The organism is Coleofasciculus sp. H7-1, assembly GCF_057473865.1.
This window is the reverse complement of sequence record NZ_JBYCCT010000083.1, coordinates 40,630-63,255: the sequence shown is the minus strand read 5'-3', so window position 1 is coordinate 63,255 and position 22,626 is coordinate 40,630. Positions and strand designations below refer to the sequence as shown.

Genomic DNA, 22,626 nt, shown 5'->3' with positions numbered 1-22,626 from the left:
GCACCATTTCTCAAAGCATGGAGGCATTGCGTCGGGTGTAGTTTCCTTCATGGGTATTTTTCAACGTGAACTTCTTATCTGGCATGGAGCATAACTCATTTGGTTTTAATTCATTGTTTAAGTCCCGCTAACAAAATTGACTGGGGGATGTCTTCAGACATTTGGACAAACGTACTTGTAACTCCTAGCGGAACGATGGCTAGGGCGCAACAGGCACAGAATTTGGGAGGAAAACTGATCGCCTATCTGATTGCTGCTGACAAGATGACAAAAGAAGAAATCGAGGCGGTTCATCGGGAATACAACCTTGCAAATGGTATAGACATTAATGACCCTGATATTGAACTAAAGCCGTTGCCCAAGCCTGTAGTAGAGGTAGCATCTGAACTTGTAGGGGCTTCAGCCTAGCTGCTTGAATTGCTGCCTTCACAATTTTAGCTGTCATTCTCAGGGGACTAGTAGGACTGTAGTTCCCTGCAAAATTTACAATAATCCGATCGCAGATGGATGCCGTAACCATCAAGCTCAAAGCGATCATTGAACTAACGGATGAGCGACGGCTTAAAAAGCCGTGTGGTATAAAGTGTTGTGATTGGCGCACTCGAAAGTCGGGTAATCCCTACAAAAAAAATCAAAAACTCTCTTGTAGAATTACACAATATTTTGATACGATGTGTTTATATATTTATCTATTAACTACTATGAAAAACACTAATGAGTCAAGTAGACAAACTTTTAGTCAAAATCCTAAGTGGGACTTCAGATGCCAACATCCCCTTTGCGGCAATGTGTCAAGGATTACGCCAACTTGGCTTTGGCGAACGGATTAACGGTAGTCATCACATTTTTAGCAAAGAAGGTGTTGAAGAAATCCTGAATCTGCAACCCAAAAATGCCAAAGGCAAACCCTATCAGGTTAAGCAAGTCCGCGCAGTGATTTTGAAGTACAAACTGGTAAGCCAAGATGATGCCCAAGATGATGATGCGCTATGAGGTCATCCTATACTGGAGCGAAGAAGATCAAGCATTCATTGCAGAAGTGCCTGAATTACCAGGTTGTGCAGCAGATGGAGCTACCTATCAAGAAGCTGTGCAAAATGTAGAAATCATTATGCAGGAGTGGATTGAGACTGCTAAGGAGCTAGGGCGTCCAATTCCTGAACCGAAAGGTCGCTTGATGTTTGCCTAGTTGATTAAGGCTGAAGTGCGATCGCGTCTCTCTTTTCCGAGAATGGGAGCGCTACCTCATATTCCTTCAGTCTCAAAGGGGTTAAGAAACAGCAGTTCAGCGATCCATCGGAAATCCTCTATGTTTCGTGTCACCAAAGTCCTGCCATATACCAAGGCTGTTCCGGCGATAATCGCATCGCCAAGCGTCATTCTCCTTACCTGCCGCAGTGCCACTGCCCGGTCGAGGACTGCCTGAGAGATAGGTAAAACCTCAACAACGCGAAAGAATTCCTCGAAGTACAAGCGAGATTCTTCTGTTAGCTGATGATAGCCTAATACTTCAACGTAACTCAGTGCCCATACTGCGATTTCGCGATCGCTAATAAACCGCCTTATCTGATCGTGTTCTGGCTGGGAAGCGTAGATGATAATGTTACTATCAAGTAGCATTATCTATCTCTATCAGGAAGGGGACGATCTTGACGCAACTCTTGCTGCCATCTAACCGGATCGCTAACCTCAGAAAAGACATTACTTGCAGCAAGTTTTTCCAATATCTCAACTATTTTTTTCCGCCGAAGCTCAGGGCTTAAACTTGAATTATTCCCGACTTCTAGCGATCGCTGCTTCTCAGATATAATCTGGGGACGAATCAATGCTGTCAAATATTCTAAGAGTCGCAGTTGCTCATCAGGAGTGAGGCTTTGAACTTGAATCAGCACATCGTTATAAGTAGTCATAGACTTTCTATTGGGATTTCTGATTTCTGAGTTTAGTTTATAGCGATTGCGTCTATCTATTCCGAGAGTGCGATCGCGTCTATCTTTCACGGAATGCGATCGCTCCTACTTATAAACATCTCCACGAGAACCAATCTGAGTTACGATATACATCTGATTTTCTCTGTCTACTTGAATCAGAACCCGATACTTTCCTAGCCGCAACCGCAACTCAGGACGACCTTTGAGGGGTTTAATGTCAAGCAATGTAGAATCTGTTACTAAAGTATCCAATGCACTGATAATACGCATTTGGTCATCCGGTTGCATCCGCAGTAAATAACGTTCAGCTGGTTTTAGGACAATGTATTGCCAGTTAGCCAACTTTGTTCCCAAACAACTTTTGTTTTAGGTCTTCTGAGGATATTCCTGGGTCACGACCTGCTAAGTAATCTTGCCAAGCGGCTTCGCTTTCGGCTATCTCTTCCGGCGGTATAGTTTCGTCATCGTCTTCAACTTCTACAGGGTGACGAACCAATGCTGTTAATGCTTCTAGCAACTTAGTTTGTTCAGCAAAGGTAAGGCGTTTAACTTGACTAAGTACCTCCTCAAAGGTAAGCATACTATCTCCTAAATTTTTTGGCATCTAGTCTAAATATAAGCGCGATCGCATTCATCTTTCCCTAAAGTGCGATCGCGTCTATCTTCCTAAAGTGCGATCGCTTCTCTTTACTCATGCCAAAATCAGAGCATCTGAATTATCTCTGTTGCTAATGAAACGTCTTACAATTTTTCGACACACAGCGACAGCATCCGTACTGGCTCTAGCAGTATTGGTTTGCAGCACCAAAACTACTTCCTTATCCAGAGCAAATACACCGAGTCCTATTGCATCTCCATCCATTACCAAGGATGCAAATGGTTTAGTTCAGATTCAGCCGCTACCCGTCGATGCAAAGTTTCAGAACCAGTGGACGCCTGAACTTGAAAAAGAGTTTCAGCAAAGAGCGAATGAAGTTATTCGCTACTACACGGGTAAAAAATACAACAACAACAGCGGGGAAAACGAAAAGCAAACTTATCCTCTTGCCATGTTTGACTTTTTAGCTGGCAACCGAGAGAAAGCGATCGCTTTTTTGGAAAAGGAAGACAAACAAGCCCAAGATAACGCCCACACTGACGGTATTGACTATTACTATTCTTTTACCCTCAAAGGTCAAATTAGAAAATATTTTTTCTTTGGTAAATTTCTAGATCCTGCCTACAAACAACGGATGTTTAATGGAGCAAAAAAATGGACAAAGCAAGATCCTAATGGTCGTCCCCACCCGATTTATGGGAGAGGTCGTGGCGGTGATAGTTGGGGACCAGATGTGCGTGGTAGCTGGGTTGACGGGCGCAATACCGATAATCTTAGAGCGATGCGCGAGATATCGGTTTATCTAATGGCAGAGGAAACTGGTAATGAAGATGTGCGCCAGTTATACAAAAAGAAAATTCAGCGATATGTCTGGGCGCTTTATCACATCGGGATGGGCGAGTGGGATTCGGAAAATTACCACGGTCATACCCTTGCTGCCTACCTTAACCTCTATGATTTTGCGAAAGATCCAGAAGTAAAACAACTCGGTAAAGCAGCTCTTGATTGGCTTTGTGCTGCGGGGGCAGTGAAGTATTATCATGGCGGTTTTGGAGGGCCAACTAAGCGAGATTATGGCAAAAGTAATGTCGTGTATGGTTCATCTGCCGCCCGTTTGCTCTGGCTATATTTTGGGGACAATTCGCTGCCTAATCCTAAGCCAGAACACGATTCAATTCACATCATTACTAGCGCTTACCGTCCTCCACTCGCAGTTGTGGCATTAGCCCGCAAGCAGTTTAAAAAGCCGATTGAATTACTCGCTACAAAACCAGTTTATGAAAATTGGCAGCCTGGAGGAGAAGACCGACCAGGTTATTGGGAAACCACATTTTTCGGCAACACTTATCAGATGGGTAGCGTAGTTGGTGAATTTAGCGATGGTGATGTTGGCCCTTTCAAATTGATAGCTGAAAATTCTCAGCGAGGGGTTGATTATTTTGTCGTTAACACGGGCGACGACAGAATGAAACCAGGAAAAAATCCAGGCGATCAAATAGGACAGTACCGCAACTTGGCACTTTGGCTACGACCTGCTTCTGATAAATCTTTTTTCTTTCAGCTACCTAAAAAGGCTAAATTAGAGATTGAAAATGGAATTTGGTTCTTTAAGTTAGAAAAAACCTGGCTAGCAATTCATCCAATAAATTTTAGTGCTTACACTGAAGTTCCTATTGACGATCAGAAACTATCGCAATACCAAGAGGAAAAAACGTTAAAAGTAACAACAACCAGCAATCAATATTATGGCTTTGCTTTAGAGGTAGGAGAGGAGCAAAATACAAGCAGTTATGCTAATTTTAAAAAAGCGGTGAAGAGTAAGTCTAAATTAGATTTAAATCAGATAACGGCAGGCATTGTGCAATTTAAAGCAACAACCGGCGATACTCTCAAAATTACGCACAATCCTAATAATGACCTGCCGATTATTGTCCGCAATGGGATCGAGTATGATTGGTTCAAGAATTTTGATATCTACAAATCACCTGAGGGAAATAGTCCTATTTATTTAGGTTGGAAACAAGGAAGCCTCAGGGTTGAAGCCGGTAATTTAGTGTTTGAAGAGACGGTTTTAAGTGATGGAAAGGTGAGGTTTTAATTTTTTTTAACGCCAAGGTAAACGCCAAGGTACGCAAAGTTAAAAACTGTTCTACGTTTCTGTGCGATTAGCTTTGTTTGTTATACCTTACGCTCTGTAATTAGGGTGAGGTTAATCCATTCTCCTTTATCGCTATAGCGGCGAATCATTCGCTGGCGCAAGTCTGGCTGCAATAACCAACCTACTTCTAGAACAAAAGATTGACCTGTCTTTACTTGCAGCGGGCAATTGGAAGAGGCACCATCTGGTAAAAACAATACTTGAACGGGTTGGGAACCTCGATCAAAGTGGAGAATGTTACCGTTAATTTTTGCAGTTGAGGTGAGGGTACGATCGCCAAAGCTCAATTGCTGAATTACGTTTCCACTCTCTTCATAGTCAACTTTGAGCGTGGTGGAATAAGTATCGGGAGAGCGATAATCTGGATAGATTGTTACTGCTTCTCCTTGCCATTCTCCTATCAGTTGATCTAAAGTTAGAGCTGGGCGTTCCGGAACGTCTGAACCAGCTAGCTTTTCTCGAATTAAGGTAATTTTATCTAATTGACTGTCTCGATTAAATATCTGCACGAGACGCAGACGCCGATTGCCATGAATTAAGCCGAGTTCAGCTCCAAATTCGGAAAAAGGAGCCAGTTGAATCGAACCTTGGGAAAAGGCTCCATTTTCAAAAAATAGAACGCTTTTTCCTAAGGAACTATATTCGAGAACTTTCTCATCTGGCGGTTGACTGGGTGGTAAGCGGCGGATGATTTGGCGAATGGTTTGGTTATTGTCTAAACCTTGTAGAGAAACAACTGTAGGAGTATCTTCCAGTAATTCTCCAGTGGGTGAAAGACGGGTAAATGAACCTTGCCATTCCCCTAGATTTTGCAGCAAACGTTCCCATTGTGATGCCATAAAAAATTTTGAGTTTTGAGTTTCAAGTGCCAACTATCGCAAAGCAAAGCGGCGGACAGCAAACAAACTCCCCATCAAGCCGACTGAACCGCCTAAACAAAGCAAAATCAGGGGCAACAGTAAAACTTGTAGAGGACTTAATTGCAGTCCGTTCACGAGAAATTGAATAAAATCGGGCTGAGTTGATAACAAGTTGCTCAAAGTACGCTGGATGGTGCTAATGAGAACCCAAGCGATCGCTGCCCCAACTAAACCAAAGCTAATCCCTTGTAATATAAACGGTAGATAAATCCAAGCTGTCGTTGCTCCCACCAGTTGCATAATCTCAATTTCCCGCCGTCGCGCCATCACAATCAGGCGAATCGTGGTGGTAATCACTGCAACTGCGGTCATACTCAGGACAGTGGTGATCGTAAGACTTACATAGCTCAAACCTTTATTGAGCTGAGCCAGTCGTTGTACCGCCTCATCTACATACTGCACGTCATCCACCCCTGGCACTTTCCCCAGCTTCTGAGCTAAAACGGGTACTGCCTCGGAAGTCCGCGCCTTCACTTTCAGCTCATCCACTAGAGGATTCCCTTCGAGTTGCTGGGTGGCACCGTCAATATCCGACATTCCCAGCTCTTTTACCAAAGATTCCCAAGCTTGCTCTTTGGAAATGGTTTTTACCTCGACCACTTCTGGCATTTTCCCCACGATTGGGGCTACAAGTTCCACCCGCGCTCCGGGATCTAAATATACAGATACTTCCAACTGGCTCCCAAATTGAGTCAGCAGGCGTTCTAGCTGCCAGGATGCCTGTAAACTCATGCCGAACAAGAACAGCAAAACGGTAACGGTACTGATTGCCGCCCAATTCATCCAACCTCCGCGCCGCAACCCCAGGAAGGTTTCGCGCAGCAGGTAGTCCAGTTTGCTCAGGAATTTAAACACGAATTTCCTCCTCAACCACAGGTATCATCAGAGAGTTTATAGCACGGGCGTTCCATTCTTTGAAGAGTAGATTTTAGAGCTGCATTAGATTCTACTCTCCCGAACCGTCCCCACTTGCCTTGAAGACCTAATATTTTGTATTATTTGTAGTATGAAGTGTTAATAATTATGCTTAAGTTATGAATCAGTATCGCTTTAAACGGTCATTCTCTGCTGACTCCAATTTAAGTAATAAGTTGTTTGACTTGGTTGAAATCGTGTTTCCTGGACTGGGGGACATAGCAGAATGCGGGAGAAAATTAGGCGCATCGTGGGAAGATGCTTCGACTCCGTTTATTCGGTTTCACGACGACATAGCTATTACCCATGTAGGAGTGTTAGAAATTCCTATGCAAATTATGGGACAAACGGTGACGGTGGGGGGAGTCCATGCAGTATGCACGCGGACGGAATTTCGCAGGCGCGGCTACTACCGCGAAGTGATATAAGAGGTGCTGAAATATTGCGATAAACGCTATGAAACGCTGGTATTAACAACGCTGAACCCAGAATTTTATACGTCTTTTGGCTTTCGGAAACTAGAAGAATACGTGTTTAAAATAAGATGGTATTCCCAGAGTGGCAACGATGGTTTTAGAATACTGAATTTTGATGATGCCAAAGATTTAAAATTGCTACACAGACTGTTGGAAACGCGGATACCTGTTTCTAAGATTGTTGGAGTTGTGAAAGAAAAAGCCTTATTTTGCGCCAATGAAGGAAGTCGCCCTTTATACTATGCAGAAGATTTGGATTTAATCGCTTGCATGGAAATAAAAGATACCCAACTCCACCTTTTTGATATAGTGGCAACGCAGATATGTCCGTTGAAAGAAATTATCGAAAGAATACCTCAAACCATTGAAGAGGTGACGATATACTTTAGTCCTGAACTTTTGGATGCAGGAGATATCGGGGCATTTCCCCACGCATTTGATGAGACGGTGCTGATGGCGAGGGGTAAATTTGCAGCAGAGGGGGAAAAATTTATGCTACCGCGTTCGGCGCGTTGTTGATGAAAGTAGGTGTTGGGGGACGATAGCAAGGAAGTTAAGTAGTAATTCAGCTAACAGCTGAGAACTGTTAAGATAAAAAAACTCGACCCATTGAACAAAGAGCTGTATCTGCGAGCCAGAATGCTATGACGACTGAAGTTGCCGTCGAAAAGAAAAAGTTAGAAAAACCGCCATTAGAAATTCACTATATGGGCGATCGCGTCCTGCGTCAGCCTGCCAAACGCATTGCCAAGGTAGACAACGAAATTCGGCAACTCGTGCGGGAAATGCTGCAAACCATGTACAGCGCAGATGGCATTGGTTTGGCAGCGCCTCAAGTAGCGATGCACAAACAGATGATTGTCATTGACACCGAACCGGATAACGCCGCTAATCAGCCTTTAGTATTGATTAACCCCACCATCAAGAAATTTGGTCGCGACGTGTGCCTCTTCCAAGAAGGCTGTCTGAGCATTCCTGGCGTCTACCTTGACGTAAAACGCCCAGAAATGGTGGAAGTGTCTTTTAAAGACGAACAGGGACGCCCCCGCACTATAAAGGCAACTGGGCTACTCTCCCGCGCCATTCAGCACGAGATGGATCACCTCAATGGCGTGCTGTTTGTGGATCGGGTGGAAAATGCGATCGCTTTGAATGAAGAGCTAAAAAAATATGGCTTCTCTGCTCAAGCTGTCAAGCCAGTGGCTTAAGGATATATCCGCCCATGATGACCCCTAAAAGTGGTGTATTTTTGCTCGGTTCTTGCGTAGCAGCGATCGCTGCCGTTGGCTCTATTTTTGAACTCGCTTCTGGAAACCCAGACTTGGGCAACTTGCCCACCGGGATCATCCTGGCTGCCAGTATTCCTCTGGTGGGATTTCTGTTCTATGCCGCAGTTCGGGAAGCTAACTCTCACCAATAAACAAGCATTGAATCAGGGTGATAGAAATCAACAAAAAATCACCTATTAGAGCTTGAAACCCGGTTTCTTGAAGAAATCGGGTTTCTGAGCGATAGGGTTTTTTGTGATGATGTGCTGAGTTGTTAGCTTTTAGCCGGACAGACGGGGGTTAACCCCAGTCTCTACACTCCCCACTAATTGCTAAGCTATCGCTAATCGCTTTCTCACAATCTACTAAAATGACAGGCCAGAGCTACACAAGTGGGTTTCTCCGGCTGCTTTCTACTGGTGCTGCTGGTAAGCCACTGCCCCCATACTTGCTTCCGATAAATCAGGAAGTAGTAATTGGGCGCGAACCCAGTTGTCAAATTGTGTTGGATTCCAACCAACATGGTGTTGTATCCAGGCGTCATGCGGCAGTCCGTCCCCTTACTCAGTCAGGAGTAGCACCCAGTTGGCAAATTTGCGATCTTGATAGTGCCAATGGTACCTACGTGAACGGGAGACGCTTGCAGGGATGTCAAATTTTGCACCCAGGAGATCGCATTGAGTTGGGGCAAAACGGCGCAGAATTTATTTTTGAGTCCCAAGTCCCCTCGATCAAAACTCAACTGTCGTCTCAGCCAATCGCACCTGTGCAGCCATCCCAGCCGGAAGGAGTGACATTTACCCAGTTATTTCCCATTCTTTCAACCGGACGAGATTTAACTAAAAAAGCTTATCTAATACCGGGGATGGTTACAGTCGGATTTGTGGTACTAATGTTTGCCGCCGTCGGTGAGTCGGTGGTATTCAATCTGGTACTGGCAGCTTATCTCGCTTGGGCAGCTTATTACTTTGTCTACCAACTTTGCGGCAAGCATAAGCCTTGGTGGGTACTACTAGGTTCAGCCGCCACCACCGCCTTGATTTTGGTCAGTCCTGTTTTACTGGCTTTTATCTATGTTTTTCGCCGTATTTTGCCCGGAGACGTAGAAGCGGTACTCCGAGGTTCGGAACAGGTTAGTTTGATCGACTTTCCCAATTTGTTGATCCGAATGTTTTTCGGGGCAGGATTGATGGAGGAGTTGCTCAAGGCGTTGCCAGTGCTGGGATTGTATTTAATTGGGCGGGGATTTCGCTCTCCTTGGCGCGATCGCATTGGCGTCTGGGAACCCCTGGATGGAATCCTGCTGGGAACCGCCTCAGCAGTTGGCTTCACCCTGTTAGAAACGCTAGGTCAATATGTACCCCAGATTATCCAAAATGTGACGCTGCAAGCTGGAGAAGGCGCTGGAGAATTGGTGGGATTGCAACTCCTGATTCCCCGAATTTTAGGCTCAGTGGCAGGACACATGGCTTACAGTGGCTATCTAGGCTATTTCATTGGGTTGAGTGCCCTGAAGCCCAAGAAGCGCTGGACAATTTTGCTGATTGGTTATCTTACAGCAGCGGGACTCCATGCCCTGTGGAACGCCACAGGCGCTGTCAGCGGCTTATTGTTGGCGGTGGTGGGAATTGTGTCCTATGCCTTTTTAACAGCGGCAATTCTCAAAGCGCGTGCTTTATCTCCAACGCGAAATTCAAACTTTGCCACCCGTTTTGGGAACTTATCGTAGCTTTTTAACCCAAAGAAGACAACTCTTGGCGAACCTTTGCGTTAAAAAACTCTAAAATTCGATTCCACGCCCACCAAGGATCGGGATCTCCTGTTTGATGCTGACATTCCCGGCTGCTGATGTAGCCAACATGACCGCCATATTGCGTCAGCGCTAAAGTAATGTCAGGATTGCGATCGCTAGCAGCTTGCAACTCAGGCACAATTGAAGGGTCAAACAGGGGATCGTCAGCGGCGTACAGAATCAGCGTCGGTTTTTTGAGGTGAGGTAACAGGTGTAGGGCACTGCTGGCGTCATAATACGCTTCGACGGATGGAAAGCCCAATCGCCCGATTACCAGCTCATTATCAAAGCCCCAAATGCTGTTAGCCCGCTCAATAGCTACGGGATCGATTGCTTCAGGATGAGCATGATAAACGCGCCAAGCCAGTCTTTTTAATTCTTGCGCGATCGCTTGTTCCAAATACTTACCCAGCGGATGTTTCACCAAATAGGATAGGGAACGGTTAGAATCTAGGCTGGGACAAATCACCGCAGCCCCCCCAATCTCCCTTTCCTGCAACCCTAATTCCTGACTTCTCCCCGTTAACAACTCCTGTGACGCTTTCACCGCCCATAGCGCCAGTTGTCCTCCCAACGAGTACCCCGTGAACCAGAACGGTGCAGGACAACCCATCGCCTTAGCTTGGGCAGCAATCCAGACGAAATCTTCTCCCTCGTACAAGCCATCAGAAGTCAAGGTAGGAGACAACTGAGCGGTTTTCCCGTGGGCACGCCAATCAAATAGCACCACTGCATAGCCTTGTGCAAATGCCTTGCGCCCCAGCAGTCTCAGAAACCATTGATTCTCCAAATCGCCAGTAATGCCATAAGTACCCACAATCGTAGCGCGAGGTCGATCGGGAATGGCAACCCAGCCATAAATCGGCACGTCTCCTGCACCTGTAAAAATTGTCTCTCGGTAACTTGGCTCTGGCTCTACAGTCATCTTCTCCCATTCACGACCCGCCCGCAAAGCAGTATATAAGGTCATTGTCAGACCATTTCTCAGCAACCAAGGCGGCGTATAGGGCTTCGGCATCAACAAGCGCATCTGTAGAGTTCTGAGGATTATCTGAGCATTAACTTAATACAGCTTAACAAACTAATGCTGGGTGTCTAAATCCTATTGAAATATTGAAAAACAATCATTGTAGAGGTACACAGATATCAATACGGTTCGGTTAAAAATAACTGTAGTAGCACGTCTAGCGTAATTTGTTGGGTAAAGCAACGCCTATAAATGCTTGCAAATTTTGATGAGAGCGAATTTCCTCAACCCAGCATTTTAGCCTAGACGCGCTAGTAGGTTGGGCTGAGGCAACGTTACCCAACAAATGCTTATGTTTTGTTAGGTTTTCTTCCTCAATCCTTCCCTACGCGAACTTTGGTGTTTTTCGCTCTAACCGAACCGTATTGACACAGATATGCGCCTCTACACTTCTATCTCACCAGCCCGAAGAACGAGAAATCTCTAAATTATAGAATTCACTGAAACAAGGTTTGCACAAACAAACTCAACGCTTGCCAGAACGTGCCAGCAGCCACTGCAAACAACAAAGTAATCGCCACAGTTAATCCATAACTGAAACACATCAGTAAACCATCGGCTTCTAACATGGCAATGACGAGTAGCAAAATCCCAATTGTTGGAATGGGATTCGTAAAGGGTATCGGTAACATCAGCAACACAGACAGCCATGCAATACAAAGCCCATTTAATTGCCAAATTTGAGGATTGTCTGCGATCCAGCGTAACCGGGGACGAGTCACTTTCTCCAACACCCCCGTGACTCGTTGCAGGTTTTTTAAAAGTTGCTGGACAAACCAGCGGGGAAATTGGAACTGGCGAATTCTTTTGGGTAGCCAAGGAAAACGTTGCCCTAAAGCCATTTGCAACGCTAATATCAAGCTGCCGCTACCCAATATTACTGTAAATCCGGGTGGCATCGGAAACAGAAAAGGCAAAACAAGTAATGCGATAACTAAACTAAAGCCCCGTTCAGAAGTTTCTGCCAGAACATCTGCTAGAGTCAACGGTTGATTCGCTAACTTTTCTAGAAGAGACTTGATATTTTGAGAAAATCTGAGGTGCATGGGATGTTAAATTCTGGGTTTCCAGATCAACTTTTTTTCAATAAATAAACATCTTTTATAATTTTAATGTAAAGGAAGATTGCTTTTTTAAACGACACTTAACTATTGGCTAGAGAAAAAATTGCAGTGATGTAAAGCAGATCGACCCCTGATTGTACAGACAGAAAAATTTAAAAAATCCCACTAAATATGGATGTTATTGAGGAGGATCTCATTGCTGGGTGTAGCAAGAGATGGTTACACAATTGCGATCCCCTAACTTATTTTAGCTAGCCATTCTGGCGGATGAGAATATCCTAGGAGATACTAAAGCTTGCAGTTGGTTACTCACTTAGGAACAACAACTAGCTATGCCAGCAGGAAGAAGTGCTTCTCATCTCCCGGAGAGGGAGGTGTTTTAGAAGGGGTAAGCAAATTTTTCAAACTGCTGTTGGGTTTCACGCTGTTCAACCCAACCTACACGGAAAGATTTGTCAGCCAGCCAGATGATGATCCTTAACCAGTGGAAGCGATCGCCTACCGGGGTCAGAAAAAAATAATGATGTTTTGTAACAAAAATTTTACTTCTTGCATAAAAACCGGAATTAGACCGATATCTATACAGAGGGGACGGGTCTGCCTACAAGCAGACCCTCGTTAACAACCCTCCAATCTTCTCCCACGTCGTCCATAGGAGCCTCTAAAATGACTGATTAAATGAACAGCTTGGTAAATTGCCACGATCAATGTTGGCGAACTCGATCGGCACTACAAGGCAGCCAGGAATAGAAGTACACTTTCCTGAGTCCTTGTCTGAGACGCTATGGGGTTATTCTTAAGCGCCAATCAAAACGAAAATTATGCCCGCTACTACGCAGAGAATAAAGCTGGTAAAGTGTCTACTCAGGGGACTTATTTTGTGCTGAAGGGTTAAGGTCGTTGAATTGTCTTAGCGCATACCGGGAAATTGCCAAACTCAACCGTGCCCGTTCGCTCTCTGATAACTCATCCCACTCAGCTGGGCGGACAATTTCAGCCTCCGAGCCTCGCATGGCAGAAGCCAAAGGACGCGCCCATACCTGCAACACATCTTCTCCCCATTCTGGCAGCAGCTCTTGAACGCACTGTACCATCTGATCCGCGATTGACAGAGGGCTTGATACAACCTGTTGGGCTTTGTGAGCGATCGCATCCAGCCAAGCTTGGGGAACGCGGGCGGCAAACCGCTCGCTCAAACTAGATGTAACTGCGATCGCTGCTGCTTTCGGCACAACTGCCACATTCGCATTTGCCCAACATTGGTCAAACTTTGCATAGAGCGCTTGCGACCCTCTGCTGATTTCTTCATCTAACCATCCCTCAAGTTCAAACCCTTGTTCCAGCTCTGTCCAATAGGCTTCCACATTTGGATCGGCAGGATTCCAGGGATAGGGAGCTTCTTCAGGCTGGAGGAGTGCCTCTAGTAGTTCTGTTTGCACTTGAGAAAGAGAATTCTCATAACATCCTGAATCAATTGATTTCCTTGCCATCATGATGCTCCTGTGTATTGATATACCGTTCTTGGCAGGGGTAGATACAGCGACACTTTAGCGAGTTCCGTAAATATTATTTAGCACTCAGTATTCTAGAGGGCGATCGCTCAAGAGCATACCCTAGAACTTCGCACTATCTTGAATAATGAACTCCCAAGTCTGACCCTGCATACTCCCAAACTTTATCTGGTCTCCCGATTGCAAAGGCACTTCCGGATGATAGACTTTCTGCCAACCATTGGGTCTTAAAATGAACGTGCCGTAGCGAGATTTATCTTTTAGAAAGTAAGTAAGTTTACCGTCTGGGAGAGCATCACAAATAATTTCAGCGTGTTGCCGAGAAACTTCCTGTTTTTCAATCACCAGGTCATTTCCCTTGGGATTACGTCCGACTCGCAGACTCGTGCCACTAATTGGCGAAACTTTACCAGTTACTCCTAGCGGACGCAGATAGGCAGATGGAGTAGATAAATCGTGCCCGGATGACTTCACACACGGCGGCAGTATCGTCACTTCCTCGCCAATCGGTCGAATCAACTCACCCTCAAAATCCGGGTGCATATACAAAACCGGCAAAGTCCAGGCTGGTTGGTTGAACTTGTAAAGCGTCAACAACTTTTGCCTTGCCACCGCCACCGCCTCATCAATGGGCATCCGTGCTGCCAGAGCTTGTGCAAAAGCCTGAATAAACGAGAGAGCCTCTTCATCGGCAATCGAGTCGCGCATTCCCAAAACTGCTGGAACACCGTGATGGATCAATACCTCTGCCAAACTGCTGCGCGGCAAACTTTGTTGGTTGTGCCGCTCTGGTTGAGCGCCCCAACAGGCATTAAACACCGCCAACGTCACCTGACAGCGAACCAAAACCTGGGCTAACTCCGTGCCATTGATCCTGGCATCAGGTCGCAAAAACAGTAATCCACCATCCGCTGCCGGGACGCCATGACCGGCATAGAACAAAATGTTGTAATTTTCAGTTTCCAGGCGTGAAATCAATTCGGCTTTTGTGGGTTGTAAAAGCGTATCTACCTGGCACAAAACTGTCGCACCAGTATGTTCGCCCTCAGGGTGTAAGTTTGGTCGTCCGCAGCGTTCCAAAATATTAGCCAGCGCCTCCGCTTCTTGTTCCAGCTGCAAGCTGGGAGCGATTTCGCTTTCTGTATCGTGTCCCAGTACCAACAGGATGTTTAAAGCCTGCTCTAAGCGCTGGGGTGGCAGCGGGTCAACCGCATTGCTGGTACGACTAAACAAAAGTTGTTGTGATAGAGAAATCGCCTGTTTCCCAGGTTCGGGCTGCATAATTTCCCAAGGCACAGGAATTAAATCTGGGTCTCGAATTTCTAACCGCAGCCGCAGACGTTTCTTCTGCCCAATTGCAATTCCCTGGCTTTGAGCGAAACTATTTTGAATTTCCCCATCAAATAACCACTTCCAGAGGCTGATTCCTAAGTCTTGCATCAGACGAGCCGTATACGGAAGTGCCTGACCGTTGACATTCGGGGTATCGAGTGGCAATGTCAAGGCTGGTGGAGTCGCCTGATGTACCAGCGGGACATCAGGTAGTCCCCGTGGGGAAAACATTTCCTGCCATGCCAGCCACTTTTGGGTCAACATTTCGGGCCAAGTACAGTCATGCAGGACGTGACCACCCGGACAGGGTGCCTTCATCACCCAAATGGCAAAATGTTCTGCCCCAAGGGTAGTTTTGGAGAGCCGATTGATGGCTAAACTGAGGCAGGGATTCTCAGACTGGGACATTCTAAAGACATTAACCTTAAACCTAGCACTATACGAGGTTTTTTATCAGTCTACCCGAACAACACGGGAATACTCACTGAATATTCTTCACTCGCTCTTATCACCTCAAACAAGCTTATTGAAGAGATGTTTTAGCTTTAGCGATTCAGTATCAATCGTTTTTGGGTAGTGGGTCGTGAGTAATGGGTCAGAAGTCCCTGGCACTCTTCACTGGCAGCCAAAAACAACTGACCTAGAGACACGATGAATCGCTTCTTTACCAATTGGCTAATGACTCCCGACTAGCGACTACCCAAGAACACCTAACCCTGACAAAAACCCAAGTCCTAACAATTAAAGGCTAGCAACTAATGGCTATTTAGAGGGCGACGATGTGACGATAGGTGTTGTCGCGTTAGTCCCAATCGCACATTCGCCCAAGTTAGCCGATGTTGGCGTGAAATTTGGGTTAGTTACAGGTAAAATGTCAGATTCCCGAATCCATCCAATTTCTCCTTGTTTTACCGGGCGGTGGGTCACTTCGGGGGCGGTTTTTGGTTTTGGGGTGCCAGAATTAACTTTTTCAGGGGGAAGCTGCGGATTAGACGTACCGAGCGTTGAGCAAACTTTCACCTGTAGCCAGCTCTCAGAGTCTTGATTTCGTTGGATGGAGCTGATTTGCAAAATACTCCCATCTGAAACTAAGCCGACCACAGATTGATTTTGGGGTGCCTTGGCACCGGGTCGCAGCAAAACAGGAGCCTCTTTGCCCTGAGAGTTCTTGGTTGTGGAACGGGTGGTTTGGAACACCAAGCCAGCCTCTAAGGGAACAGAGGTGGAAGGAGTCACGACGGGTTCTGCCGATGGAGATGAACTGACTGCGGGTGGTGCAGGACTGGGACTGGAGCGGGGTGCCAGTCCAATGAGAGGATTGACCCAGTTCTGGATTTCTGGAATGAACCAATAAGCGATCGCTCCGCTGACACCTGTTAACAGAAGCAGCGCCAAAAGGAGCGGCAAAGGACTCCTAGTAGTAGACTGCGGTGAGATGATCTTGGTTTTGATTCTGGAAGCAGACGCAGATTGGGAGCGCACCGGAGCCGCTGGAGCCGGAGTTGGTGCTAAGGGTGGGATGGCTCCCATCTGTAGCGCTGTGACCTGTTGCCCAGTTTGTGCTGATGCCACTTGGCAGTAAACCAGGGCTACCGTAACGTTGTCGTGCCCGTTTTTGGTGTTACCAATCTCCATCAGCCGCGTTCCGGCTGTTGCCAAATCAATCTGACCTTCTAGAATCGGCAGAATCTCTGTTTCCCAGTATTGCTCTACTCGGTCATTGTCACTCAGACCATCCGAACAGAGAAGAAAAACACCATCTTCATCTAGAACAAAGCGCTGTACGCAGGGATGCAGGGTTGCGGATGAACTCATGCCCAACGCCTGAACGAGAGAGCCAGCGCCGGATTGTTCCACGGCATCCCGGTATAGGGCGTATCCCAGCCGCACCTCCCGCGAAGCAATATCATCATCTAGGGTGATCTGCCGACAACTCGTGCGCGTAATCCAGTAAGCTCGACTATCTCCTACATGGGTGATGTACATTTCATGAGCGTGGGCTAATGCCATCACCAATGTGGTACCCATGCGTTGCCGATCAAGCCGCTGTTCCGTGTCGTTACGCTGGCTGATGACATCATTGGCAGCACAAGCAAAGTTTTCCAATTCTAGAGTGAGAGTGGTCGGATTTAAAGGATTGCCTGGGTTCGCCAGCAGACTCTGTACTCGCTCTTGGATGGTGGCAATTGCCAGATTAGAGGCTACCTCGCCGCCTTCGTGTCCCCCAATGCCGTCGCAGACTATCGCTAAGGGGGGGGAGGAACGATCGGTACTGCTGGGACTGGGGGGATAGCAGGCATCCTCATTTTGCTGACGAGTTGGCCCTTTGTCGCTGCGGGTGACAATTTGATAGGTGTAAGATTGCGATCGCCCGATGGTTGCCATTGCCTCATCCAACAGCGTCACCACCTGTGCCGTCTGCACAGCCCCTTCGTTGAGCTGCTGACAAACTTGTTCCAAAAATTGCCCAATGGTTGGGTGTGAAGAGGCGACCCATTTAGACCAAAGTTGACCTAGGTTTTGCAGTGTTACTGGGGAGTTTTGATCCGCCTGCAATATCAATAACCGCAAGATGGAACCTTCTACTCGCAGCAGCGCTGGTGTCAACAAACTCGATCCTACATGATTGATTTGCAAGGGTTCCCACAAATTCGCCATTTGCCATAGCCAAGTCAGCTGGCGCATTGCTGAGGCATTTTTCCAGACGCTAGTTAATTCGGGCATGAGGGTGCCTTCCCCGTTACCGCAGATGTAAATCGGTACCTGCTCTAGCAGCCAAGTTTCGGCGTTGGGCTGTTTTTCTGTTGGCGTCAGATGTCCGTACAGTTGAGGAATGTGCAGCTGATAAGGAGACAGCTTGAGATACGGCATCAGGCTGTTGGGGATCTCCGGCAGTGTTTCCGGGGACAAAGCCGGTTTGGTATCTAGAATGATGCGATCGCTTTTAAGCAAATATCGCTCGGCAATCAGATCCCCAGCTTGATAAGCTTCTATCCCTTCACCTACTGCCCACAAGTACCGTTTGGGCAGCGGCGTGCGGCATTTCTGACAAAAGTTATGGCTCTGGGGATTAGGAGCCTGACAATTGAGATTCGAGCAGTAAAGCGTTGCCGCAGAATTGTTCATGAAGGTTATGCGCTCCCATCAGCCTGTTGTGATTTGACTTGCTGTTACCAGAAGCTACTGAGAAATGTAGCCTTTTCTCAATTCGCCAAATCTGAGCGTTAATCTGGATTGTAGCCTCTGACACTCAATAAATTTGCGATCTGTCAATGAAACTCATTCTTCACTTACAGAATTTTGTGTTTGTTGATAATGACGCCGCATTAGTCGAGGCCACAGTAACAAAAAATATGACATCCAGACAAGAACGGGAATCGAGACGCCAGCCGTTATCCAGATCGTTTTGGTTAGTGTCCAAGATGCACTGATGACGGTAATACTCGTCAGCAAAATAGACCAAGGCTGACACCACCAAGGTTTATATGTCCAAGGGCTTTCGGGGTCTTTTTTATACACTAGAGGTAAAAAATAATCAAGTTTCTATTTCCAGAGTTTAGCGGTTAAGGGTCTTATCCTGCGAAAGAAAATTGACACTTCGCGTTAAATTTGAATCAGACTAGGCGATGCTTCTTTCAAACGTTGGGTAAAATCACTCCGGCTACCAAACTTCAACTGGGATTTAACCCCTCCTGCAACTCCTCACAAATGAGGAGCGAAATTATCCCCTTCCTTGGTAGAGAAGGGGATTGGAGGGTTCAATTTGTTGTCCTACTGTGATCCGCATTGTGCCTTTTGCAGGTTCTCAGGTTTCGCCAATAAAGGATTGTTGTTCCAGTAAGCTCATCTGTACTGCCGCTTTTCCCAATTGCCATGCCCAAGTCCGAAGCTTATACTGCCGTAGATCCACCATTCGCAGAGCTTAACTCACCTGCTTGTGCAGAAATTAAACAATTAATTGACTCTTTAGAGGAGTCTCACCGCCTGCGTTCCAAGATGGTGAATCTGGAAACTTGGGCGCTGGCTGAAACGATGGATCATTTTCTTCCAGGGTTTTGGAACCGCTTTTTAGAAAATCGCCGCACTGCTGTTCAGCAATTTTTGGAGCAGAAACGAGCTGCAAAGTCCCAAGTTGCTGCGAATGCTCAGTCTTCGGGGGGTAGCATCGGCAACCCAATTCAGCCCAATCCCTCGTCCGTGCAGAAACGGACAGAGAGTTGACTTACACCCACAGAAAGAGGCGATCGCGCACCCATTTCTCTAATCTAATATTAGTAACATTAAGATTCAAATCTTTAGGAGTTATATGGAAAACCCACCCAAAGATACAAAAAATAGAACTACCAATCCGGGCGACAGGATTTCCGATGAACCTCAAAGCGTTGAAGAAAAAGGCGAGCAAATTGCTGTAGATGCGCCAGACATTACCGGCGATCATATCGTTGTTCCAACTTACTTTGAAGTGGAAGAACCGGACGGAGAAAAGAAGGCGCTACACCATGTTAAAGATGCCGAAGAAATCTCTGATGTGATTCGCCAAGCTCGCGTCGATGAAAATGGAAATCGGATTTGGCGGTAAATTATCTCCAGTGATTAGTTGTTAGAAAGTTTTCTGCTGGTTAAACAAAACTTTTCTAACAACTAAAACTCAATTACTCAGCCGATTGAGTGCTAACCTGAGGCACTCCCATGCTGTAATTGAGAACGCGGCTGCTCAGGTTGTAACTAATTTGCCCATGCTGTAGCAGACTTCTCAGAAAATGTTCCAATTCGGAACCGATACGGCGCAGGTTGTATTCTGTTAAATCTGCACCGTTGTATGCTTCAACCATTTCATCGAATTTGCCATAAACCTGTTGTAGAGTGTCTTCGCTCCAGTTAAACTCATTATCGGGATCTACATCCAGGGTTAATACATTGTCACTCTCGACGAGTTCGTTGTTCTTCACTTCAGCAGTATAGATGCGGATGTGGCGGGTTGAAGACTTTAGCAGCATAGTAGTAAATAGTTTTTGGCTTACAGACATTAATAACTATTTTAAATAATTGTAAAAGCGATCGCGCTTAAGTTCAAAAGTTTTGAGTGTTGAATGATTTAACTCAAAATTCAACACTCAGTAGATATTGCGATCGCTACCTGGTGGGAATCATTCCCGTTTGACGAGCATAAGCGAAAATTCCTCCCGCATCAATCACTGGCCCTACATCGCCCAAAGGCTGGAGAGAATAAACTTTACCCAAGGTATGGTTAATCAGCTGATTTTGTTCAAAATCAATTGAAACTTCCTGTCCCGTTTCAAATTCATCGCACAACCGCTCAACTGATTCCCAAGGGTAAAGTTCCCCAGTAGCAGCACAATTGCGGAAAAAGATCCGGGCATAAGACTGAGCCACCACTGCTTTAACGCCGCTAGCACCCAAAGCAATCGGTGCGTGTTCCCGTGAAGAACCGCAGCCAAAGTTTTCCCCAGCAATAATGATGGGATACTGAGTCTTGATTTCTCCAGAAGCCACAAACTTTCCATAACGATCTGGCAATCCAATCAAGGCATAACTGCCCAATTTTTCGTACTCGTCAGGCTTGGAGGGAACCAGAGTCAGGTATTCAGCTGGGATAATTTGATCGGTATCGATGTTGTCATCCAAAACAAAAATTGCGCCGCGAATCAATGCGCCCATGATTCAGTTCCCGGTTTTTCCAATCTTCTGTTTAGCTATTTTACTTTATCATTCAAGAGCGCGACTCGCTGCGCCGCGACAGATAGCATCTAGCAATGGGAGGTAATTGCCTGCCTCTGAATCTCCTTAATAAAGCTTCGTTAGCGAAGATCCCGATAAATTCCCGATAAATGTAGAAAAATTATTTTCTGGTGGGGTGGGCATCTTGCCGCTGCAAGGCTCTTGGCAGTCGTCTGCGCTGCCCCATGAAATGTAAAAGCGAAAAAGGAGCGATCGCTTGTTTCTGGTCAATTATACTACTCTGACAGAGTCTCTTAAACAAAAAGACTGATACTCTTAAATAAAAAAAGTCAGGTTGAACTACCGGCATCATTTACTCAAACAAAATGGTTGATCCGATGGATGATATCGCTTCACAAGCTCGCCAGGGGAGCGTCGCGGCGATTATTCAAATACTCAATGACAAGCTGGCAGAGGCTGGTGTCAGAACCAGAGCCATTTTTGCCGATGGCGTCTTGCAGCTTTTGTGTGAAGCAGCTACGCCAGATCAACTCGAACAATCCACCCTGGTACAGCGAATTCGGCAGATTCTGGAATCAATTTCACCGCGAAATATTCGTCGCGTCAACATCAACAGTCGGATTGTCCGCGAACAACAATTACTTTGGCTAGAAGAAATTTATCGAGATCCAGAGAGTCAGTTACTTTGGGCTGAAGAAATTACCCTCGCCAAGCCGAATCTTTTCCAACGCTTAGGAGAGGATTTAAAGGAGCGGAAACCTGCAAAAAAAAGTCAGCTACCTTTTCCCCAACCTTCCTCCCGATTGGTAGGGGAAAAACGCCAATTTTGGCGTGGTATTGTGGGTGGTGCTAGCTTATCGTTACTTTTACTGCTGGTAGGCTGGGCGCTTTATGATTGGCTAAGACCATTGATTCCATTTACGATTACTCGGACGCCAGCTTCTGCGCCAGACTCTCCCCCACAGGCGACAGCGCCAGTAACCTCTCCAACACCTGTGGCATCTAGCACCCAAACAACTGTATTTCCTTCGTCAGATCCTTTTGCAGACGCTGTGCGACTTGCGGAACAAACGTCAATTTCTGGGAGAAATGCTCAGACTTCTGCTCAGTGGTTGGATTTGGCGGCTAAATGGCAACAAGCTTCCGATTTAATGGCTGCTGTACCACCTACTGATAGTCGTTACGGAACTGCTCAGGATCGGGTGGAATCTTATCGGAAAAAGAGTGAAATTGCCCAGCAGGAGGCAAAAAGAAGGCGTTCTTAGCCGCCAAGCCGGAAATTGAAGCGCCTACGGAGGAAGGGAACACAAGAAGATATGTCGCTTTGATTTAAACCAAGCCTGCCGATTCGGGTTTTATTTGATCTCGATCAAATTCGTTGATGCATATTTTAGTAGATATTTCAGTGAATTTAATCACAAATGCCCTAACTGGAAATCACAAGAATCGGGATGTATATATCATAAAGTCATTGCCGACCAGGTTATTTAGGCTGAAAAATTAGCGTCACCTGATAGCAACTGGATAAGTCGGATACTGACTTGCGGAGCAAGTCGTCTAGGAGGTGCGCGATGATTCTAATTCGAGAAGTGGTTCAACAAGCTCTCAGTACTGGTTATTTGACAGTGGCAGCAGAAGAGCAGCTTCGGGAGATGCTCCGAGGCAAATATGACTCAGAGGATCTGAAGGCTTTTATGACGCTACAACAAGCTGCAATCTCTGGTCAGGTGACGCAAGAGTCGCGCGTGCTGCTGGAAGAAAAAATGCTGGGGCAGGCTGAGTTGGTGCAACTGTTGCCCACAGAGGTGCTAGTTATCACTTCGGGAAATTAGGCATTTGGATTGGTAGAAATGGAAAAAATTTGGGAACCCTAGTCTATAGAAGAGTGAGGGTAAAATCTGGTTGCCCCAGTCATGGTTGTAAGGGATTGACAG

Annotated in this window: 27 protein-coding genes; 13 read left to right on the top strand and 14 right to left on the bottom strand. The window is 46.2% G+C overall.

Translation table 11 applies throughout. The annotated features are described in order from the left end of the window. Window positions 1-147 precede the first annotated feature (147 nt). From AC2VDX_RS24195 to AC2VDX_RS24185, 3 genes are all read left to right on the top strand, one after another. On the top strand, window positions 148-408 hold the full coding sequence (locus tag AC2VDX_RS24195; RefSeq protein WP_378172271.1) for a hypothetical protein: 261 nt from the start codon (window positions 148-150) through the stop codon (window positions 406-408). 306 nt (window positions 409-714) lie between these two features. Beyond that, window positions 715-993 (top strand): type II toxin-antitoxin system HicA family toxin, encoded by a 279-nt coding sequence (locus AC2VDX_RS24190; RefSeq protein WP_378172269.1) that lies wholly within the window; start codon window positions 715-717, stop codon window positions 991-993. Then, a complete protein-coding gene (locus AC2VDX_RS24185; protein ID WP_378172293.1) occupies window positions 977-1,189 on the top strand; it encodes a type II toxin-antitoxin system HicB family antitoxin in 213 nt (70 codons plus the stop codon). The genes AC2VDX_RS24190 and AC2VDX_RS24185 overlap by 17 nt, the downstream gene beginning before the upstream one ends. Window positions 1,190-1,245: 56 nt before the next feature. Here the strand turns inward: AC2VDX_RS24185 and AC2VDX_RS24180 are convergent, their stop codons facing one another. The 4 genes from AC2VDX_RS24180 to AC2VDX_RS24165 form a co-directional block, all read right to left on the bottom strand. Further along, window positions 1,246-1,620 carry a type II toxin-antitoxin system VapC family toxin gene (locus AC2VDX_RS24180; RefSeq protein WP_378172267.1) on the bottom strand — a complete coding sequence of 125 codons (375 nt, stop codon included), beginning with the start codon at window positions 1,618-1,620 and terminating at the stop codon, window positions 1,246-1,248. Beyond that, on the bottom strand, window positions 1,620-1,910 hold the full coding sequence (locus tag AC2VDX_RS24175) for a hypothetical protein (protein WP_378172265.1): 291 nt from the start codon (window positions 1,908-1,910) through the stop codon (window positions 1,620-1,622). The genes AC2VDX_RS24180 and AC2VDX_RS24175 overlap by 1 nt, the downstream gene beginning before the upstream one ends. A gap of 105 nt (window positions 1,911-2,015) precedes the next feature. Continuing rightward, window positions 2,016-2,219 carry a type II toxin-antitoxin system RelE family toxin gene (locus AC2VDX_RS24170; protein ID WP_378172290.1) on the bottom strand — a complete coding sequence of 68 codons (204 nt, stop codon included), beginning with the start codon at window positions 2,217-2,219 and terminating at the stop codon, window positions 2,016-2,018. Between the two features lie 46 nt (window positions 2,220-2,265). After that, the gene (locus AC2VDX_RS24165; RefSeq protein WP_486928253.1) at window positions 2,266-2,511 is read right to left on the bottom strand and encodes a hypothetical protein; all 246 of its coding nucleotides are present in this window, start codon (window positions 2,509-2,511) and stop codon (window positions 2,266-2,268) included. A gap of 151 nt (window positions 2,512-2,662) precedes the next feature. Between AC2VDX_RS24165 and AC2VDX_RS24160 the strand changes: the two genes are divergently transcribed. Next, a complete protein-coding gene (locus AC2VDX_RS24160; RefSeq protein WP_378172259.1) occupies window positions 2,663-4,627 on the top strand; it encodes a hypothetical protein in 1,965 nt (654 codons plus the stop codon). An 80-nt stretch (window positions 4,628-4,707) separates the two neighbouring features. On the opposite strand, the gene AC2VDX_RS24155 is transcribed toward AC2VDX_RS24160, so the two are convergent. After that, complete coding sequence (locus AC2VDX_RS24155) at window positions 4,708-5,526, bottom strand: DUF3598 family protein (RefSeq protein ID WP_378172257.1); 819 nt, start codon at window positions 5,524-5,526, stop codon at window positions 4,708-4,710. A 33-nt stretch (window positions 5,527-5,559) separates the two neighbouring features. After that, window positions 5,560-6,462: a cell division protein FtsX gene (locus tag AC2VDX_RS24150; protein ID WP_378172255.1), complete on the bottom strand. Its 903-nt coding sequence runs from the start codon at window positions 6,460-6,462 to the stop codon at window positions 5,560-5,562. A gap of 179 nt (window positions 6,463-6,641) precedes the next feature. Here AC2VDX_RS24150 and AC2VDX_RS24145 point away from each other — a divergent pair, with 179 nt between their 5' ends. From AC2VDX_RS24145 to AC2VDX_RS24125, 5 genes are all read left to right on the top strand, one after another. Continuing rightward, window positions 6,642-6,950 carry a hypothetical protein gene (locus AC2VDX_RS24145; protein WP_378172252.1) on the top strand — a complete coding sequence of 103 codons (309 nt, stop codon included), beginning with the start codon at window positions 6,642-6,644 and terminating at the stop codon, window positions 6,948-6,950. A 3-nt stretch (window positions 6,951-6,953) separates the two neighbouring features. Beyond that, window positions 6,954-7,517 (top strand): hypothetical protein, encoded by a 564-nt coding sequence (locus AC2VDX_RS24140; RefSeq protein WP_378172249.1) that lies wholly within the window; start codon window positions 6,954-6,956, stop codon window positions 7,515-7,517. Between the two features lie 125 nt (window positions 7,518-7,642). After that, window positions 7,643-8,206 carry a peptide deformylase gene (gene def, locus AC2VDX_RS24135; protein WP_378172246.1) on the top strand — a complete coding sequence of 188 codons (564 nt, stop codon included), beginning with the start codon at window positions 7,643-7,645 and terminating at the stop codon, window positions 8,204-8,206. Window positions 8,207-8,223: 17 nt separating this feature from the next. Then, entirely contained in the window at window positions 8,224-8,418 is a 195-nt protein-coding gene (locus tag AC2VDX_RS24130) for a hypothetical protein (protein ID WP_190410931.1), read from the top strand. A gap of 218 nt (window positions 8,419-8,636) precedes the next feature. Then, window positions 8,637-9,995, top strand: a complete 1,359-nt coding sequence (locus tag AC2VDX_RS24125) for a PrsW family glutamic-type intramembrane protease (RefSeq protein WP_378172243.1) — start codon at window positions 8,637-8,639, stop codon at window positions 9,993-9,995. Window positions 9,996-9,999: 4 nt separating this feature from the next. Here the strand turns inward: AC2VDX_RS24125 and AC2VDX_RS24120 are convergent, their stop codons facing one another. The 6 genes from AC2VDX_RS24120 to AC2VDX_RS24095 all read right to left on the bottom strand — a co-directional run bounded on the left by AC2VDX_RS24120 (window position 10,000) and on the right by AC2VDX_RS24095 (window position 18,511). Further along, window positions 10,000-11,076: a YheT family hydrolase gene (locus AC2VDX_RS24120; protein WP_378172240.1), complete on the bottom strand. Its 1,077-nt coding sequence runs from the start codon at window positions 11,074-11,076 to the stop codon at window positions 10,000-10,002. 446 nt (window positions 11,077-11,522) lie between these two features. After that, window positions 11,523-12,131, bottom strand: coding sequence for an exopolysaccharide biosynthesis protein (locus AC2VDX_RS24115; protein WP_378172237.1), 609 nt, complete (start codon window positions 12,129-12,131; stop codon window positions 11,523-11,525). A gap of 878 nt (window positions 12,132-13,009) precedes the next feature. Continuing rightward, window positions 13,010-13,642, bottom strand: coding sequence for a hypothetical protein (locus AC2VDX_RS24110; protein WP_486928252.1), 633 nt, complete (start codon window positions 13,640-13,642; stop codon window positions 13,010-13,012). Between the two features lie 120 nt (window positions 13,643-13,762). Continuing rightward, the gene (locus tag AC2VDX_RS24105) at window positions 13,763-15,400 is read right to left on the bottom strand and encodes a CHAT domain-containing protein (RefSeq protein WP_378172232.1); all 1,638 of its coding nucleotides are present in this window, start codon (window positions 15,398-15,400) and stop codon (window positions 13,763-13,765) included. Window positions 15,401-15,754: 354 nt separating this feature from the next. Then, a complete protein-coding gene (locus AC2VDX_RS24100) occupies window positions 15,755-18,118 on the bottom strand; it encodes a protein phosphatase 2C domain-containing protein (protein WP_378172229.1) in 2,364 nt (787 codons plus the stop codon). Between the two features lie 153 nt (window positions 18,119-18,271). Further along, the gene (locus AC2VDX_RS24095) at window positions 18,272-18,511 is read right to left on the bottom strand and encodes a DUF6737 family protein (protein WP_378172227.1); all 240 of its coding nucleotides are present in this window, start codon (window positions 18,509-18,511) and stop codon (window positions 18,272-18,274) included. Window positions 18,512-18,865: 354 nt separating this feature from the next. Between AC2VDX_RS24095 and AC2VDX_RS24090 the strand changes: the two genes are divergently transcribed. Continuing rightward, on the top strand, window positions 18,866-19,213 hold the full coding sequence (locus AC2VDX_RS24090) for a hypothetical protein (RefSeq protein WP_378172225.1): 348 nt from the start codon (window positions 18,866-18,868) through the stop codon (window positions 19,211-19,213). Window positions 19,214-19,298: 85 nt separating this feature from the next. Continuing rightward, entirely contained in the window at window positions 19,299-19,571 is a 273-nt protein-coding gene (locus AC2VDX_RS24085) for a hypothetical protein (RefSeq protein ID WP_378172222.1), read from the top strand. Window positions 19,572-19,644: 73 nt separating this feature from the next. Here AC2VDX_RS24085 and ndhM read toward each other — a convergent pair whose 3' ends face one another. Beyond that, window positions 19,645-19,989, bottom strand: a complete 345-nt coding sequence (gene ndhM / locus AC2VDX_RS24080; protein ID WP_378172286.1) for an NAD(P)H-quinone oxidoreductase subunit M — start codon at window positions 19,987-19,989, stop codon at window positions 19,645-19,647. Between the two features lie 136 nt (window positions 19,990-20,125). Next, window positions 20,126-20,671, bottom strand: coding sequence for a LeuD/DmdB family oxidoreductase small subunit (locus AC2VDX_RS24075; RefSeq protein ID WP_378172220.1), 546 nt, complete (start codon window positions 20,669-20,671; stop codon window positions 20,126-20,128). Window positions 20,672-21,057: 386 nt separating this feature from the next. Here AC2VDX_RS24075 and AC2VDX_RS24070 point away from each other — a divergent pair, with 386 nt between their 5' ends. Both AC2VDX_RS24070 and AC2VDX_RS24065 read left to right on the top strand, forming a co-directional pair. Further along, window positions 21,058-21,957, top strand: coding sequence for a hypothetical protein (locus tag AC2VDX_RS24070; protein ID WP_378172217.1), 900 nt, complete (start codon window positions 21,058-21,060; stop codon window positions 21,955-21,957). 306 nt (window positions 21,958-22,263) lie between these two features. Next, entirely contained in the window at window positions 22,264-22,524 is a 261-nt protein-coding gene (locus AC2VDX_RS24065) for a hypothetical protein (protein WP_378172214.1), read from the top strand. Window positions 22,525-22,626: the final 102 nt, after the last annotated feature.